This is a genomic window from Lactobacillus helsingborgensis, from assembly GCF_000970855.1.
Lineage (GTDB): Bacteria > Bacillota > Bacilli > Lactobacillales > Lactobacillaceae > Lactobacillus > Lactobacillus helsingborgensis.
Map to the genome: position 1 here is coordinate 982,697 of NZ_KQ034046.1, position 15,007 is coordinate 997,703.

The 15,007-nt window shown below is 35.9% G+C and carries 15 protein-coding genes and 1 pseudogene; 6 read left to right on the plus strand and 10 right to left on the minus strand.

All coding sequences use genetic code 11. The features are described from left to right. Positions 1-122: 122 nt before the first annotated feature. The 6 genes from recO to rpsU all read right to left on the minus strand — a co-directional run bounded on the left by recO (position 123) and on the right by rpsU (position 4,049). Positions 123-878, minus strand: coding sequence for a DNA repair protein RecO (gene recO / locus JF73_RS04560; RefSeq protein ID WP_046327156.1), 756 nt, complete (start codon positions 876-878; stop codon positions 123-125). Then, on the minus strand, positions 879-1,784 hold the full coding sequence (era, locus tag JF73_RS04565) for a GTPase Era (protein WP_046327157.1): 906 nt from the start codon (positions 1,782-1,784) through the stop codon (positions 879-881). Continuing rightward, complete coding sequence (gene ybeY / locus JF73_RS04570; RefSeq protein ID WP_046327158.1) at positions 1,784-2,308, minus strand: rRNA maturation RNase YbeY; 525 nt, start codon at positions 2,306-2,308, stop codon at positions 1,784-1,786. The genes era and ybeY overlap by 1 nt, the downstream gene beginning before the upstream one ends. Then, positions 2,308-3,264: a PhoH family protein gene (locus JF73_RS04575; protein ID WP_038522748.1), complete on the minus strand. Its 957-nt coding sequence runs from the start codon at positions 3,262-3,264 to the stop codon at positions 2,308-2,310. The genes ybeY and JF73_RS04575 overlap by 1 nt, the downstream gene beginning before the upstream one ends. Before the next feature lie 24 nt (positions 3,265-3,288). Further along, positions 3,289-3,732, minus strand: coding sequence for a GatB/YqeY domain-containing protein (locus JF73_RS04580; protein ID WP_046327159.1), 444 nt, complete (start codon positions 3,730-3,732; stop codon positions 3,289-3,291). Positions 3,733-3,872: 140 nt separating this feature from the next. Beyond that, a complete protein-coding gene (gene rpsU, locus JF73_RS04585) occupies positions 3,873-4,049 on the minus strand; it encodes a 30S ribosomal protein S21 (protein ID WP_009560161.1) in 177 nt (58 codons plus the stop codon). 177 nt (positions 4,050-4,226) lie between these two features. Here rpsU and JF73_RS04590 point away from each other — a divergent pair, with 177 nt between their 5' ends. The 4 genes from JF73_RS04590 (at position 4,227) to JF73_RS04605 (ending at position 8,559) form a co-directional block, all read left to right on the plus strand. Continuing rightward, positions 4,227-5,054, plus strand: coding sequence for a pyruvate, water dikinase regulatory protein (locus JF73_RS04590; RefSeq protein WP_046327160.1), 828 nt, complete (start codon positions 4,227-4,229; stop codon positions 5,052-5,054). A gap of 95 nt (positions 5,055-5,149) precedes the next feature. Next, on the plus strand, positions 5,150-6,757 hold the full coding sequence (locus tag JF73_RS04595) for an ATP-binding cassette domain-containing protein (protein ID WP_046327161.1): 1,608 nt from the start codon (positions 5,150-5,152) through the stop codon (positions 6,755-6,757). Positions 6,758-6,890: 133 nt separating this feature from the next. Continuing rightward, positions 6,891-7,427 (plus strand): peptide-methionine (S)-S-oxide reductase MsrA, encoded by a 537-nt coding sequence (msrA, locus tag JF73_RS04600; RefSeq protein ID WP_046327162.1) that lies wholly within the window; start codon positions 6,891-6,893, stop codon positions 7,425-7,427. Between the two features lie 253 nt (positions 7,428-7,680). Beyond that, positions 7,681-8,559 carry a YitT family protein gene (locus tag JF73_RS04605; protein ID WP_038522761.1) on the plus strand — a complete coding sequence of 293 codons (879 nt, stop codon included), beginning with the start codon at positions 7,681-7,683 and terminating at the stop codon, positions 8,557-8,559. 55 nt (positions 8,560-8,614) lie between these two features. Here JF73_RS04605 and msrB read toward each other — a convergent pair whose 3' ends face one another. Further along, the gene (msrB, locus tag JF73_RS04610; protein WP_038522764.1) at positions 8,615-9,046 is read right to left on the minus strand and encodes a peptide-methionine (R)-S-oxide reductase MsrB; all 432 of its coding nucleotides are present in this window, start codon (positions 9,044-9,046) and stop codon (positions 8,615-8,617) included. A gap of 145 nt (positions 9,047-9,191) precedes the next feature. Here msrB and JF73_RS04615 point away from each other — a divergent pair, with 145 nt between their 5' ends. After that, positions 9,192-10,376, plus strand: coding sequence for a pyridoxal phosphate-dependent aminotransferase (locus tag JF73_RS04615; RefSeq protein WP_046327163.1), 1,185 nt, complete (start codon positions 9,192-9,194; stop codon positions 10,374-10,376). Positions 10,377-10,461: 85 nt separating this feature from the next. Beyond that, entirely contained in the window at positions 10,462-10,956 is a 495-nt protein-coding gene (gene tpx / locus JF73_RS04620) for a thiol peroxidase (protein WP_046327164.1), read from the plus strand. 44 nt (positions 10,957-11,000) lie between these two features. Here tpx and JF73_RS04625 read toward each other — a convergent pair. From JF73_RS04625 to hisS, 3 genes and pseudogenes are all read right to left on the minus strand, one after another. Next, positions 11,001-11,500: pseudogene (locus JF73_RS04625) on the minus strand (NUDIX hydrolase). 108 nt (positions 11,501-11,608) lie between these two features. Further along, positions 11,609-13,459 carry an aspartate--tRNA ligase gene (gene aspS / locus JF73_RS04630; RefSeq protein WP_046327165.1) on the minus strand — a complete coding sequence of 617 codons (1,851 nt, stop codon included), beginning with the start codon at positions 13,457-13,459 and terminating at the stop codon, positions 11,609-11,611. A gap of 4 nt (positions 13,460-13,463) precedes the next feature. After that, entirely contained in the window at positions 13,464-14,750 is a 1,287-nt protein-coding gene (gene hisS, locus JF73_RS04635; RefSeq protein WP_046327166.1) for a histidine--tRNA ligase, read from the minus strand. Between the last annotated feature and the right edge of the window lie 257 nt (positions 14,751-15,007).

Below are 15,007 nucleotides of genomic sequence, written 5' to 3' on the forward strand. Positions count from 1 at the left end.
AGAGGTGCCTTTTCCTAGGTGCTCTTACACTATACAGCACTCGCTTATCTAGTACTTTTTTTATCCTCATCATTGCCAAAATACATTATTATTTTATCATAAAAAGCATGCAACCTAAAGGCTTAGTCCATTAATTTCAATTCATCTAAAAATTTTTTAGTTTTAAGATTAATGTCAATTGTATCTTGATAGATACGGTCAATTGCTTTTCGTGTCGCCTTTTTAGTAGAGCTATTAATTTTAATGCTGCCTAGGCGTTCAAATGGTAGCAAAAATATTGTCCTTAAAACAGCAACTTCTTTCGGTTTTAAGTGCATGCGATCTGGATCAGTATAAAAATGTTTTTTACACAAAATACCGCCATTTTTAATTGAGTAATCAAACTCTCCTTGATCTTGACCGCAAATAACACAATGCCGCAATTCAGGTTCAACTCCAAATGCTGCTAAAAGCTGCATCTGGACTATTTGGGTAATCATTTCAGGATCGGTACCACTTGCAATTTTTTGCAATGCGAATTTGGTCAAATCATAATACTTACCCAAATTTTGATATTCCATAAAAGCGTGGTCAACCAAATCTAAAATAAAGGAAGCATAAGCATTTTTAATCAGATCATCGTACAGCCCGTCAAACTGCTCAACATTTTTATAAGTTCTTAAAGTACTTAATCCGTGCCCAGAAAAGTATACAACATAAGTTCCATAAGAAAAATTGAGTAATGCAGCTCCTAATTTAGACTTCGGCTTAAGAGCACCATGTGCAAGCATAGTAAATATACCATTTTTTTCTGTTATGATTTTTGCTAACAAGTCTGCATCATGATATTTTTGTCTCTTAAAAATTATGCCTTCTACTTCCTTTAGCTCACGCACCATTTACGTAAAATCCTTTGGATTGTAGCCAATTCGCCTTAAAAATTGCGGGTCTGAACGCCAATTACGTTGGACTTTAACCCATAAGTGCAGATTGACCTTCTCACCCAATAAATCTTCAATTTGACGTCGTGAATTAATACCAATCTGCTTGAGCATTTTGCCGCCTTTGCCGATAATAATCCCCTTTTGACCACTTTTTTCGACATAAATAGTAGCCTCAATTTGAAGTTTATTATTCTCGTGCTTATTCATTTGCTCAACCCAAACCGCTGCTGCGTGTGGTACTTCTTCTGCAGTTAATTTTAAAATTTGTTCGCGAATTAACTCAGCAACCATGAAATATTCTGGACGATCTGTTATTTGATCAGAACCAAAGTACTTTGGTCCTTCTGGCAAATATTGATGCAATACTTGCATTAAGTCGCTAATGCCAACACCCTGAGTTGCTGAAACAGGGAGAAATTCTTTAAAAATATTCAAATTGCGGTATTGATCAATAATTGGTAATAGTTCATTAGGATTTACTTGGTCTACTTTATTAATAAGAAGTAAAACTGGTACTTTAACATCCTTTAGCATATCTGCTATGTAAGCATCACCTTTACCCATTTCTTCAGGTTCTACCATGAACAAAATGAGGTCAACATCTTTTAAGCTAGACAAGCTGGCTTTATCCATGTATTCATCTAAATTTAGGTGGGGCTTAAAAATTCCTGGAGTATCGACAAAAACTGCTTGCATATCGTCAGTAGTCAAAATTCCTGAAATTTTATTACGAGTAGTTTGTGGTTTATTAGAAGTTATAGCAACTTTTTGACCAACCAAATAATTCATTAAAGTGGATTTACCAACATTAGGTCGACCTAATAATGCCACAAAACCAGATTTATTGTTATTTTCAACCATTATTTTCCTCTACCTTCATCAAGTTGGTTTGAATATAAGGGCAAGCCATATTCTTCTAATACCTGACCCTGAATTTTAAACATTTCTTTTGCTTCAATAGGTTCAATATGGTCAAAACCATTGAGGTGCAAAAAGCCATGTACTAAGGTATAGCCAAATTCGCGATCCCAACCGGTACCATATTCTTTGCTATGACGCTCAATTACGTCTGGACACATGAACAAATCGCCTATATCTTCATAAAAATCAGGATCGGATTCAAAGGAACTAAAATCAATTAGTTCCTCACCATCTTCAATTGCAAAAGAAATAACATCAGTAGGTCTATCTTTACCGCGATATTTTTTATTAATTTCATTACTATGCTTTTCATCAACGAAATTAATGCTCAATTCCAGATTATTTTTCTTATTAATCTTATCTTTAGCAAGTAATAACAGCTGAAAGATCCAGTCTTTCCAATCACGGTCTTGGTTTGTTAAAAAACCAACATCATCATTATAGGTAATATCAATTGGGGCCATTAATTCTGTTTTTCTTCCTTTTCATACGCGTTAATAATTTTGGCAACTACAGGGTGACGCACAACATCATTTGCTGAGAACCAAATAAACTTAATCTGCTCAATCTTTTTCAGAATACGTTCGGCATCAATTAGGCCGCTACGCTGTCTTCCTGGCAGGTCAACTTGCGTCATATCGCCATTAACAATCATTTTGGAATTAAAACCAAGTCTGGTCAAAAACATTTTCATCTGAGCATCAGTGGTATTTTGCGCTTCATCTAAGATAACAAAAGCATCATCTAAAGTACGCCCCCGCATATAAGCTAAAGGAGCAACTTCAATTACACCACGTTCCATTAGATGGTCAGTAGTGTTAGTTCCCAGTATGGCATAGAGCGAATCATAAATAGGCCTTAAATAAGGATCAACTTTCTCTTTTAAATCACCGGGTAAAAAGCCCAAGGATTCCCCGGCTTCAACAGCAGGACGAGTTAAAATTATCCTAGAAACTTCACCTTTTTTAAAAGCAGCAACTGCGCAGACTACCGCTATGAATGTTTTACCGGTACCAGCAGGACCAATACCAAATACCACATCATTTTTTTCAATTGCTTCAACATATCTTTTCTGTCCCATGTTTTTAACTCTAATCGGTTTGCCTTTAGCATCCCGAATTAAAATCTTTTTGTACAAGTCAGGAAAATATTCTGTTGTTCCCTTATCTGCCATTTTCATTGCACTTACAACATCGGCAGGACCGATATTAATATTTGCATTAACGACATTATCAAGAGCTTTTAAAACAGCTGAAATTTTTTTAATGTTGCCGTCTTCACCTTGAATAGCAATACTATTACCGGTGTCAACAACACTGGCATTATAGCCGGTTGACAAAAGATTTAAATTGTTATCATTAATACCAACTAATTTTTGGATATTCTCAGGATTTGTAGGTATAAAATTGGTTTGGGCCAAATAACTCTGCTCCTTTTCTTGCGCTTAACTTAGCTGATCACGCACTGCGGCCGAAGCTGCTTTTCCATCAGCCTTGCCCTTAATTTTAGGCATTAAAACTTTCATTACTTTGCCAAAATCTGACTTATCATGAGCGTTAACTTCAGCAATCGCTGAAGCCGCTGCTTCATTAATTTCTTCCTTTGAAAGCTGCTTAGGTAAATAATCCTCAACAATTGCAAGCTCTTGCTTAGTTTCAGCAACTAAATCGTTTCTGTTTGCCTTGGCAAATTCTTCAATCGATTCTTCTCGTTGCTTCTTTTCACGGCTTAAAACTGTTAGTTCTTCTTCAGGAGTCAGATCATGACCTGCTTTAATTTTTTCATTCATTAATGCAGATTTAATCATACGCACGGTGTTCAATTTGACTTTGTCACGTGCTTTCATTGCTTCTTTCATATCTGACATTATTTGTTCAGACAGACTCAAAAAAATTCCTTCTTTCTCAACAAAATCTAGCTAAATTATATCAAATTTGAGAGTGAGTTTAAATTAAATAAAACATTAAAATCAATTAATTGGACTAAATAAAAACGACTCCTATCTCAACGATAAAAGTCGCTTATAAATTAATAATGTCTACGTTTGCGAGCTGCTTCGGATTTTAGTTTCCTACGAACGCTAGGTTTTTCATAAAACTCGCGCTTGCGGTATTCCTGTAAAGTACCACTTCTAGAAACGGAACGTTTAAAACGACGAAGAGCATCATCAATAGACTCGTTTTCGTGAACGACTGTCTTGGCCATATGTGATCCCTCCTTCCATTTCTTGACGTTACCGTCATACATTTAACTAAATTATATCAAACATCAACAATCGGTCAATACAAACGTACAATATTTTTTAAAAAATCATTCAGGAAAAAGTTAATCTGTAAATGATTTTGGTTAAATTGTATAATTAAAGAAAAAAAGGAGCATACTATGGCTGAAGAAACACCAAAAAAAGAAGTTAACATTATTATAATTTCAGATTCTGCTGGAGATACCGCCTTTAACAATGCTGTAGCCGCCGCTGCTCAATTTCCTGATGCGCAAATTAATTATCGCAGATATCCTTTTATAATTAATAAAGAAAAATTAGAAGAAACATTTGCAGAAATTATAAAATATCCTAATCTATTAATTATTTACAGCTTGGTCAAGGATGAAATGCAGATTCCGGTTATTCGTTTTGTAAGAGAACACCAAGTTAAAAGCGTGGATATTCTATCACCAGCGATTGAATCCATCCAAGAATTGACTGGTCTTAAGCCGCAACAAAGAATTGGTGCCCAGCACAAAATGAACCAAAAGTACTTTGATCGCATTTCTGCAATGGAATTTGCGGTCATGTATGATGATGGCAAAGACCCTAAGGGCTTTTTAGAGGCTGATGTGGTACTTTTAGGAGTTTCGAGAACTTCCAAAACCCCCTTATCGCTTTTTTTAGCAAACAAAAATTTAAAAGTGGCTAATTTACCTTTGGTACCAGACACCCATATTCCTAAAGAAATTTATCAAATTGACCCTAAAAAAATTATTGGTCTGACAAATGACATTTCAGTATTAAATGAAATCAGGCGTGAAAGAATGATTTCTTATGGTCTAAATCCCGATACTTCCTATTCCAATGTTGATGCGATTAAAAAAGAATTGGATTCGGCCCAAAAGCTTTATGATCAACTTGGCTGTTTTGTAATAAACGTTGCTCACCGCTCAATTGAGGAAACTGCAGCAATTATTATGAATCATTTAGGTGTTCAAAGTTAATTTTTTCTTTATATGTATTGTTTTCATTATTTAACTTCCATATAATTAATTTAATATTAAAAAATTAAATAGTTGCAATCGGTTGAGGCAAAATAATGACAAACAAACAGGAAATTCAACGAGAAAATAAATCAATCAAAAAAATGGTTGCTTTCAGGCTGATCTTAATCGCTATTTTTGGCGGGATCACTGCCTTAGATGGCATTATCAGCCCAATCTTAATTGGTAAATTAATGGACAACATCAGTAAAAAAGAATTTTCCACTTCTTTTATCTTATTAGTGGTGTTTTTACTGTGCTTTGTTTTAGTTAATACTTCTTTTTGGATTTGGCGCTTATTGAGCCTGAATATTAGGAAAATTATTAACAAATGGTTGCGCAGCCAGGCAGTAGCCAGCTACAATAATCATCCGCAACTACAGTCAAGTAAAATTTTAAATTTTATCAACGTCACGATCAAACAATTTGAGAACCAGATTATTGATTCGGTAATAATGTTGATCTACTGCATCGAGCAAGCAGTAATCACTTTATTCTTTGTAATTAAGATTAACCCTATATTAGGTCTAACCTATTTAATATTAGGATTTATACCAGCAGTAGTTCCCTTTGTTTTTAAAAAATGGCTGAGCAAATCAACTGACAGGTGGAACAAGTCATACCAGCGCTACTCACTGCACACCACTGAATATTTTAACGGCTTCTATACCATCAAAAGATTTGAAAGCTTGTTAATCTTTAAGGATAAGCTGAACAATCTCTTAAATGATTCAGAAAATAAATATTATCAAATGGATGCGGACAAGGAGCATTCACGGTTTGTTTCTAACTTGCTCTATTCATTATCTACCATTCTTTCTTTGGGTTTGGGCGTTTACTTTGTCAGCATTGGTCAATTGACCGCTGGTGCGTTAATGTCTTTATATTTAGCAGCAGACAGGGTTACAAGTCCTATAATTAGTTCTATTCAATTCACTAACCAGTTACTTTCAAGTCGCCCATTAATTGATTCATGTCAAAAAATTATTTCTACCAAAGAAAAACCAATTAACAATATCGAACCCCAAAAATTTAGAGATGACACGGTACTTAAAATTGATGATGGCTCATTTGGTTATGATAAAGCTATTATCCATAATCTTTCTTTTAGTGCCAGTAGTGGTGAAAAAATTTTAATTTCTGGCAGATCCGGCATCGGTAAAACAACGATTGTAAAAACAATGTTGAACGAGCTCAAATTATTGGGTGGAACAATTAAATACAGCAAGGAATTATATGCTAAACCAATTTATGACAATATCGGTGTCTTAGCCCAAGAAACTACCATTTTTACCGGTACCCTGCTTTTTAACTTGTGTCTTGGTCAAAATTATCCGACTACTTCAATTTTACAAGTTTTACATGAAGTCGGATTAACCAAATTTGCTAATGAGAATGCACTGAATATGAGCCTTGGTGAAGGTGCCAATGCCTTATCTGGAGGAGAAAAAAGAAAGTTAGAATTGGCCAGATTGCTACTGCGTAATAAAAAGTTATTACTGGTTGATGAAGCATTATCGGGTTTAGATAAAGAAAGCTATGGTCAAGTCTTTAACTTGATTCTCAATTTCCCGGGCACAGTAATTGATATTGAACACAATGTGCAACCTGCATTTGCTAAAAAATATGATAAAGTAATAGAACTTGATCAGTATGCTTTATGATAAAGAAACAGATTTAAGTTAATTATTTACTAAGTTTAATAATTTTAAGCTCATCAATTGCAGTAAACTACTAGGCAAAATAAAATGGAGTAAAACAGTAATCTAATCTAGCAATAGAAAGCGTGTAGAGTTTATGTATGAAAATAAAGAAAAATTAGATACAGCTATTTTCGCTGGTGGTTGCTTTTGGTGCATGGTTAAACCGTTTGACTCTTTACCGGGAATTAAAAAGGTGATTTCCGGTTACACTGGTGGTAGTGTTCCTAATCCAACCTATGAACAGGTCTGCACAGGAATGACGGGACATACTGAAGCAGTAGAAATTACTTACAATCCTGAAGTTATGCCTTATGAAAAGTTGCTTGACTATTATTGGCAAGTAACTGATCCGACTGACGCATCTGGACAATTTCAAGATCGTGGTGATAATTATCGTCCCGTAATTTTTTATAATTCAGATGCGCAAAAAGAAGCAGCAGAAAAGTCCAGAGCAGCTTTGCAAAATAGTGGCAGATTTGATGAGCCAATAGTTACTAAAATTGAACCAGCGAAGCCATTTTATCCTGCAGAAGATTATCACCAAGATTTTTACAAGAAAAATCCAAGACGCTATGCTCTTGAAGAATCAGGTGGTAGAGAGGAATTTATTAAAAAGCACTGGCAAAATTAAAACAATTTTCAAGGAATTTAGCTTAAAAATCGTGCTGATTGTGTTAGTATATTTTAAATTGAATATTATCCCAGTCAGATTTCACGATTAATAAGTTGCCTAAAAGTCTAATAATTTAATTAAGCAATCTGTCTTCGACTGATTGCTTTTGTTTGCAGAAAATTACTTATTTCTCATTTATTTATTGGACACAGCAGATTAATTTGTTAGACTGACATCTAGATTAAATAAATTGATAAAAGGATAAAAATAAATGGATCAGCTTGATGCCTTTAACCGACGTTATAATCTACTTTCAAAAATTTCAGCTTCATTTTTCTACTCGTTGGCTGTAGCCGTTGCCCTAAACTTCTTTTGGACGCCGGGACACATGTATTCTTCAGGAATCACTGGATTTGCGCAGTTAATTAATACCATGAGTGAACGATTTTTACCTGTTGAACTGCCAACTTCTGTTTTATATTTGGTATTAAATTTGCCCCTTTTATTGCTTGCTTGGCTAAAAATAGGTCATAAATTTACGTTTTTTACCATTATTACGGTTATATTGGGTTCAATCATGATGCGGGTAATCCAACCTGTCAATATGCATATTGATCCTTTAGTCTGTGCTATTTTTGGTGGAATGATCAATGGACTCGGGACAGGTTTTGCTTTAAAAAACGGCATTTCTACCGGTGGACTTGACATTATTGGCATTGTGATCCAGAGAAAAACGGGTACAAGTTACGGCAAAATCAGCATTTTGATCAACTTATTAATTATCGCGGCTGCCGGTTTAGCTTTTGGATGGACACGAGCTTTATATTCGGCTTTAACTATTTTTATTAACGGACGAGTAATTGATGCAGTTTACACCCAGCACCAAAAGCTGCAAGTGACGATTGTGACTGAACAACCCCACGCTATTATAGATGGCATTCAAGAGAAAATGCACCGCGGTATTACCATTTTTCATGATGTTGAGGGCGCATACAGTCATAACGAGAAAAAAGTCCTAATCACCGTGATCGACCGTTATGATATGTACGATATAGTCCACATTGTTAAAAAAAGCGATCCCTACGCCTTCATGAGCGTTACCGAAGTTGAGCGTGTTTACGGCAGCTTTAAGGAACAAGAAATTGTCTAAATCAGAACACAAAAAAACATGATCCTCTTGGGTCATGTTTTTTACATAATTTTTATTATTTAAAAAGTTTTTTATATTCACCGTAGCCTCTTTTATCTAAGTCTGCATACGGGATAAAATCTAAAGACGAAGAATTAATACAATATCTCAATCCACCCTGGTCAGCTGGTCCATCGTCAAATACGTGCCCTAAATGCGAATCTGCATCTGGGCTCTTGACCTCAGTTCTTTCCATATTATGTGATTGATCACGATGATAAACCAATTTCTTAATCGGTCGGGTAAAGCTAGGCCAACCACAACCCGCATCATATTTATCTTCACTAGAAAATAAAGGTTCACCGGAAACTATATCTACATAAAGTCCTTTTTGGTAAAAGTCATCGTATTTTCCTTTAAATGGATAATCAGTTGCCGCCTGTTGCGTTACTTGATATTGATCAGGTGTCAGCTCTTTTAATCTTTGCTCTTTTTTGTTTTGGTCCATTTTGCATCACCCTCCTTTCTTAACTATAACAAAATTTGCATTAGCATACTAAAATAAAACTTAATAAAATAATGCTATTCTTATTTTCAAACAGATTAATACTGGGTTATAATATGGTTTCAATCAAAATAGGAAGGTTCTTTTTATGCCAAAATTAGCAAAAAGCTTAAATGCAAAAATAAATACTAAAATCAAAAATTTGCCTAATTCTGCGATTCGCTCTTTTAACCAAAGAATTTCTACGATCCCAGGAATAATTAAATTAACTATCGGAGAGCCAGACTTAAATACACCTGAACATATTAAACAAGCGGCAATTAATGATATTACTAATGATGATTCTCATTATGCCCCAGAAGCTGGTAAAAAGAAGTACCTTAAAGCAGTGAACAAGTATCTAAACCAAAGTTTAGGCGTAAATTATGATCCTGCAACCGAATTGTGTGCGACTGTTGGAGTTTCCGAAGGCCTGAACATTGCCGCCATGGCCCTTTTAAATCCAGGAGAGAAGATCATAGTTCCTACTCCGGTTTGGGGAGTTTACTTTGGCATTATCGAGATGGCTGGTGGCATTCCAATTCAGGTAGATACTTCTGCCGATAATTTTTTATTAACGCCAGCCAAATTAAAGGAAACACTGGAAAATGAAGGCAAAGGAGCGAAGGCAGTTGTCATTACTGACCCTTCAAATCCTACTGGACGCGTCTACTCTAAAGAAAACTTAGCAGAATTAGCCCAAGTCATTACTGACTACGACATGTTTGCGGTTAGTGACGAAATTTATGCAGAGTTGATATATGGTGATAAGAAACATTATTCATTGACCCAAATCATTCCTGAAAGAACAGTTTTACTTTCGGGATTATCCAAAAGTTTTGCTATGACTGGTTGGCGAATCGGCTATATTGCTGGACCAGCCGAATTAATGAAGTCAATGATCAAAATTAACTCATTTTTAATTTCTTCTGTAACTGATAATGTCCAAATTGGTGCGGCTGAAGCTTTGGAAAACGGCGAACAAGACTATATTGCAGCGCGTGCTAAATACCAGCGGCGCCTGCAAATTTTACAAGAGGGCCTGGAGAAAAACGGCTATACGTTAGCTACACCTGAAGGTGCCTTTTACATTTTTGCCAAAATTCCAGCTAAGTTCGGCTGTGACGATGTGGCTTTTGCTAATGATCTAGCTGAAAAAGTCAAAGTGGGCGCAACACCGGGTAGCTATTTTGGAGCAGGTGGCCAAGGGTATGTCCGCTTTTCCTATGCTTCTTCTGAAGAAAATATTAAAGAAGCTATCAAACGTATTACTTCATACACTGAAAATAATTAAAAAGCTAATTTCTTGGGCTTGTACACAATTGTAGTTTAAACTGGATTGTGGAAAGATTTTTATTTATAAAAGAAAGGGTTAAATTATGCAAGTAACAATGAAAAACGAACCACTGTCAACTAACGGAGAGCCACCTAAAATTGGTGAACAATTGCCTAACTTTAAGGTAAAACAGGCTGACGGTTCATTTGCCACAGTAGACGAACTGATTGATAAGCCAACTTTAATTAGTGTTGTGCCAAATATTAATACCAGTGTTTGCAGCATTTCTACTAAACACTTTAACGGCGAAGTTGACAAATTCGCTGGTATTAACTTCTATACTATCTCTACCAATACACCTGAAGAACAAAAAAATTGGTGTGCAGCTGAAGACGTTACTAAAATGAAACTTTTATCTGATGAAGAATTTGATTTTGGTAAAAATATGGGCTTATTTATTGCAGATACCAAATTTGACTCTAGAAGCATTTGGATTGTTGATGCAAACAAGAAAGTTTTATATCGAGAATTAATTTCTGAATTAACTAATGAGCCTAACTACGCAGAGGCATTAGCATTTTTACAAGATTTAAAGTAGTTTAACGAAAAAGCGATTAAGTAAAAACTTAGTCGCTTTTTTTGTTAAAAAACTGGTTTATCTAAAACCTGCCACGTTTTAAAAGTTTGATCGGTTAAATCAAATGAAGCTGGTTCTAATAAAATTTCTTTTGCTTTTAGTACTAAAGGTGAAGAATTTGCAATAGTCAATTTGGTTAATGGAACTGAAAGTGCTCCTAAAGAATCTTGACCAGTAAACTGCTCTACTTCATTTTTTATGTTACCTTTAACCTCATTGATGCGGTAAAAAACACAAATATGTTGGTTGAAATGCCATTGCTGATAATCCCAGGGATATTTAAATGAGGTTATGCCAATTTGAGCGCAATCCTCTACGACTAACCCCGTTTCTTCGTTTACTTCTCTTTTCACAGCGTCCAGCAGTTTTTCACCGTCTTCTAAACTGCCTCCAGGCAGATCGAAGCGATTAATATAGGGGCCACCATTTTTTTAATTACAACTAAACTGTTTGAATTGCCAATAATACCATAACAACCAAACGCGCGATGAAATTTAACTGTCATCCATTACTCCTTTATCTACAAATATTGACCAATAATTAAATAGTAAAATGGAAAAAAAGAAGCATGAAGTACTTACACTTCGTGCTTCTTTTTTTATTTTGCCAATTTTTAATCCCAAGTAGTATTTCTTGCTGCATCTTTTTCAGCTTGAATCTTCAAATTGTTTTCAATCTTGGCAACACTATCCTGATATTGTTCTTCAACTTCAATACCCAAGTCTGAAAGTTGTTGGTCAGACACTGGTGCTGGAGCATGCATCATCGGCTCTGAGGCGTTGGCATTTTTCGGAAAGGCTAAAACATCGCGAATATTATCTTTTTCAGCCAAAAGCATTGCAAACCGATCAAGACCAATAGCAAGACCAGCATGTGGTGGAAAGCCCATGTCTAGAGCGTCAAGCAAGTAGCCAAATTGTTCATAAGCACGTTTTTTCGAAAAGCCCAGTGCTTTAAGCATTTTTTCTTGAATGCAGCGCTTATGAATACGAATAGAGCCACCGCCAAGCTCATCCCCGTTCATAACTATATCATAACTACGGGCGTGAGCCTTATGCGGATCAGTATCTAGTAATTTAATCCCTTCATCATCAGGCATTGTAAACGGATGGTGCGCCGCAATCCATCTGCCAAAGCCCTCATCATATTCAAATAATGGCCAATCAACTACCCATACAAAGTCAAATTCATGTTGAGGAATAATGGCGGTTTCTTTTGCAAATTCCCGTCTTAAATGATCAAGAGAATCACAGCAGACTTTCCATTTGTCGGCAATAAATACTAGTAATTCTCCACCCTGCAAACCAAATTCAGCGATTAAAGCAGACTTGTTTTCAGCAGTTAAAAAGCGGGAAACAGGTCCAGAAAATTCACCATCTTCATACTTGACCCAGGCCAAGCCCTTTGCATGGTAGCGTTTGATATAGTCTTGTTTTTGCTCAATTTGCTTACGAGAATACTTGTGTGCCCCATCTTTGACCGCAATACCTTTAACAAAGCCGCCATCTGCGATTGCTCCAGAGAAGACTTTGAAGTCACTGTCTTTAAAAATACTGCTTAAATCATGAATAAGCATTCCAAACCGGGTATCAGGCTTGTCAGTACCATATTTATTCATAGCATCAGTCCAAGAAATACGAGGAATTGGTGTTTTTAAATCAATATTCATGACATCTTTCATGATTTTCTTCAGCAAGCCCTCGGTATAATCTTGTACTTGTTGTTCATCAGTAAAAGAAGTTTCCATATCAATTTGAGTAAATTCCGGTTGTCTGTCACCACGCAAATCTTCATCACGGAAGCATCTTGCTAATTGATAATATTTATCAAAGCCAGCACCCATCAATAGTTGCTTAAAAAGCTGCGGTGATTGTGGCAAAGCATAAAAGCTGCCTGGATAAATTCTTGAAGGTACTAAATAGTCACGGGCACCTTCTGGGGAGGACTTACCTAAAATAGGAGTCTCGATGTCAATAAAACCATTTTGATCAAAAAATTCATGTGTTGCGCGTAATATTTTTGAACGCAAAATAATTGCTTTTTGTAATGCAGGCCTGCGTAAATCTAAGTAACGGTATTTTAGCCTGGTCTGTTCAGCTATTTCAACATTATCTTTTATTTCAAAAGGAGGGTTTTGCGATTTATTTAGAATTATGATTTCTTTAGCATCAACTTCGACTTCGCCCGTTTTCATATCAGGATTAATGCTAGAACGCTTAACCACCTTACCCTTAACTTGGATAACATATTCGTTTCCCAGAGAATCAGCCATTGCCATTAAGCTTTGACCAGAGTCATGATTTACTACTACCTGAACAATACCTTCACGATCGCGCAAATCAATGAATACTAGGTTACCCAAATTACGTACACGTTGAACCCAACCATAGAGATTTACTTCTTGATTAAGGTAAGCGGTCGTGATGTTGCCACAGTAATCAGTTCTTTTTTCCATTTGTTCCATTTTATTATTCCTTCAATTTTTTCATGACAGCAGTCATATTTTCAAGATCAGTTAATTCTAACTTAAATGTTTTTGCATCAGCAAGCCTTTTGACATTCAGTATTCCTGCCGCCATTTCTTTGGCACCCAATGTGATCACGTATTTTGCTTCAGCTCTATCAGCTTTTTTAAATTGTGCTTTCAATTTCTTCTGGTCAACATCGTATTGCACTTTCAAGCCCTGACTGCGAAGTAAACGAGCAATTTCAACTGCTTTTATTGCTGCTTTTTCACCAATATTTGTGATAAAGAAGTCGATTCCTTGATCTTCAAAAAGTGCAGGATTTTGCTTGTGCAATACCAGCATTAAGCGTTCTTCTCCTATACCGAAACCAACAGCTGGAGTTTTTGGTCCGTCAAATTCTTCAACCAAATTATCATAGCGTCCGCCACCTAAAATGGTTGATGCTGATTCCCAAATGCTTTTATCTTCGACCATAAATTCAAAAATTACACCCGTATAATAATCAAGGCCACGAACGAGATCATTATCAATCACATATTTAATATCCAGTTGATCAAGCATCATCAATATCTGATCAAAGTTTCCCTTTGATTCTTCATCTAGATAATCAACTATCTTAGGTGCATTTGGTAAGAACTTCTTATCTTGTTCATCTTTAGAATCCAAAATACGCAAAGGATTTTTCTCTAAACGTCTCTTAGAGTCATCTGAAAGTTGATCTCTAACGGGCATAAAATAATTTACCAATGCATCATGATAATCTTGGCGCACCTGAGCATTACCCAAAGTGTTAATGTGCAACTCGTATTTCTTAACACCCAGTTTGGCTAAAAGATCATGAGCTAAAACTATTGTTTCTACATCTGCTAACGGATTAGCTGAGCCGAAACTTTCAATGCCAATTTGGTGAAATTCCCGTTGACGTCCAGCTTGAGGTCTTTCATAACGAAATGTTGATTCTATGTAATAAACATTTAACGGCTTGGCTACCTCTGGTGCATAGAGCTTATCTTCAACATAAGCACGAACGACGCCAGCAGTCCCTTCAGGACGTAAAGCAATGTGTCTGCCACCTTTATCGTTAAAATCATACATTTCTTTTTCGACTACATCAGACGTTTCACCGCTTGAACGTGAAAAAACATTATAGTTTTCAAAACTTGGTGTCCGAATTTCCCGGTAATTTGCCTGCTTAAAAAAATCACGCAGAATCTGCTCTACTTTTTCCCATGAACCAGATTCATCTGGCAAAATGTCAACTGTTCCTTTTGGTCTTTGCACTCTCATTTAATCATCCTTTTAATTAAAAAACGTCCTTGAATAAATCAAGGGCGCTCTGAATTAGCACGGTACCACCTTTTACCTGCTGCGAATAACGCTCGCGAAGCGAATATTATCTGGTAAAGGGGTCACAGTTAGTTTTTTCCGCCTTTTCAGCGTAATTAGCGGTCTCTGTATAAAAAATACTAAACTTCAGTCTTTGTCATTGATAATTCTTTTTTTAGCTTATAGTTTTCAAGACAAAAAGTCAACCTATACTAGCA